Here is a 2281-nt window from a genome sequence, read left to right as displayed (position 1 = left end):
TGAGAGGGTTGTTAGAATAAAACATGAGCGTTTCCTTTTTTGTTTAGATTGAATTTGACACTCATATTCTAAACGGGAAACGCTCACTTTTTATTGTGATTTGTCAGATTTAATCTGATCTTCTACAAATTATGTCTCCATTATTATGTCGCAACTCGATCCCTTTCGCTTTCAGTGCCTGTACAAAATTAGTCGAGAGATCATTTCTGTAATCTTCATCCTTTCCCCATTCAAATTCAATGCTTCCACGAAGATAAATACTTTCTAAATTAGGTAATAAAGCAAGATCTTCTATAGCATCATCTCTGATACATTTATATCCATCATTTAAGTATTTGGGATTAACATATTCCCCTGGATATGCAACACCTCGATAAATTTCAGCGTCTTGATCCAAGTCAAGTGTGGTAATGTTATTTAACAAATATTCTGGGATATCTAAATTCCATAAATATCTTGCGGCCTCTTGACTTGCACGATACCACTCAATGCTAATACCATAACCTGTCTCTTTATCAATATACTCTTCCGCAAAGAGTGCAATATTAAAACTGGGTCTTAGTATTTTCTCTTTATACATCAGCTGATTAATTACAGCCAATTTAAATCCAAAATCTTTAAAAATGATTTTTGGTGTTTGATTTAAATTATAAATCGGGTGAAGTCTGCGTAACTTAATACGCTCCGCTTCAGAAATAATATAGCGTAGCCGCTGAGTAACGGGTTCATCAATATCGGAAAAGGTTTTTGATATTAATTTTAACCCCTCTAGTTTCCTTTTATGTTTCTCACCTGCCAAGCCAAAAATGGTATCCCAGCCATCGCAGGAAATATGAAACCAACCTGCTACACCTTCAAAACTAGACAGTACACGACCAACGAACTGTGTTTTTTTCTTAAGATCCCAATTTTTAGATAAGTGTTGAAGATCTTTCAATCCCTGAAAAAATTCCTCATTTTCAAAAGCTTCATCTCTTTCTTCTTCAAGAATGTCGAATAGCTGATTTGTTTTTAATGTTTTAAAAATATTTGGCATACTATTCTCCTTTAGTAAAAACTTATTTTTTATATTCAACCGCAATTCTGTTATTAGCGAGATCACGAGAAATCTCAAAATCAGGATTCCAAGTCATCACATTGTGAATCCCAATTCCAGCGAGTGCAGCCACACCAACCACGGGATTAACGAAACCAGCGATACCACTCACTATTCGCTTTTATGTATAAATTCGACATTTCAGATGTTGGCTTTCAATATATTTTTCGAGAATTTCACACACTGCATACATATCGCTTTTGGGTACGCCAACAATCTCAAAATTTTCCCGTTTATCAATTAGAGTACGAAATTGTGGATAATATTCATTATAAGGGATTAACATCTTTTTTCCTTTTTAAAAGTACTATCAATATTGATATCATTTATTCATAGTTACTTGCTAAATTGTTCTTAAATTAAAAATAGTTCAATTACTATTTTATAATTTCAGTTCCCATCCCTGTTCCTGTTCAATCTCATCCCGAAACTCTGAAAGGGATCGTAAATAAGCGATTTGAATGACTGCAGGAATAGTTACACGATAAGCTGGTCCAGCAATATCAATTAGAGTCCAGATTGATGTAATTGCTACTCCAACAGGCCCTGTAAGGATAGAAACCCATCTAGCTAATGCGGCATTTGCTGCTAATTTAAGCCCATGACCAAATAAAGCCCTCATTACTGCATTAACTATAATTAGTGTGATTTTATAAGATGTAAAACCACCCAAATTAAACATATAAATAAATGCAGCGGTTATTTTTTGCGGATTAAATTCCTCAACATTTTTCAATCCCATCTCAATGGCAAGTTTTTTTAATTCCTCCGGTGTCATTTTCTCTAATGTCGTTTGCAAAATTTTCATTAGAAGATTTTCTTCAATCCGCTTTACAGATGAGGATTTGTTGTAGTTCACTTTCATTTTGTCGCAAACATCACACAGCACTTCTTTATATAACACGCCTTTACCGCCTTTAATAAGATTCATAAAGGTATTTCCACCAAAAAGCTGTAATTCTTCCGCAATTTCTTTCCAGTATTTTTGATGATCAGGATGATAACGAATATAATTACGTTCGTTTGTTAATGTCTCTGTTAATAAACTTTCTCCTTTTTGTAGAAGATCAGATTAAATCTGACAAATCACAATAAAAAGTGAGCGTTTCCCGTTTAGAATATGAGTGTCAAATTCAATCTAAACAAAAAAGGAAACGCTCATGTTTTATTCTAACAACCCTCTCA

Annotated in this window: 4 protein-coding genes; all 4 read right to left on the bottom strand. The window is 33.8% G+C overall.

The genetic code is table 11. The features are described 5' to 3' along the window. Window positions 1–109: 109 nt before the first annotated feature. Window positions 110–1036, bottom strand: coding sequence for a DUF6892 domain-containing protein (locus E4T80_RS12540; protein ID WP_135058713.1), 927 nt, complete (start codon window positions 1034–1036; stop codon window positions 110–112). 22 nt (window positions 1037–1058) lie between these two features. Beyond that, the gene (locus E4T80_RS13215) at window positions 1059–1208 is read right to left on the bottom strand and encodes a hypothetical protein (RefSeq protein ID WP_228064811.1); all 150 of its coding nucleotides are present in this window, start codon (window positions 1206–1208) and stop codon (window positions 1059–1061) included. Window positions 1209–1217: 9 nt separating this feature from the next. Then, window positions 1218–1382 carry a hypothetical protein gene (locus E4T80_RS13210; RefSeq protein ID WP_228064812.1) on the bottom strand — a complete coding sequence of 55 codons (165 nt, stop codon included), beginning with the start codon at window positions 1380–1382 and terminating at the stop codon, window positions 1218–1220. Window positions 1383–1478: 96 nt separating this feature from the next. Then, window positions 1479–2105, bottom strand: coding sequence for a YaaW family protein (locus E4T80_RS12530; protein WP_135058712.1), 627 nt, complete (start codon window positions 2103–2105; stop codon window positions 1479–1481). Window positions 2106–2281: the final 176 nt, after the last annotated feature.

The organism is Muribacter muris, assembly GCF_004569585.1.
GTDB classification, from domain to species: Bacteria; Pseudomonadota; Gammaproteobacteria; order Enterobacterales; family Pasteurellaceae; genus Muribacter; species Muribacter muris.
Note: the sequence above shows the minus strand (reverse complement) of the source record. Positions and strands in the feature narration are given on the sequence as shown.

Bases quoted from the DNA above. Each gene is read 5' to 3' on its own strand.
- E4T80_RS13210 (WP_228064812.1), bottom strand. From the start codon at position 1,382: ATGTTAATCCCTTATAATGAATATTATCCACAATTTCGTACTCTAATT.
- E4T80_RS12540 (WP_135058713.1), bottom strand. From the start codon at position 1,036: ATGCCAAATATTTTTAAAACATTAAAAACAAATCAGCTATTCGACATT.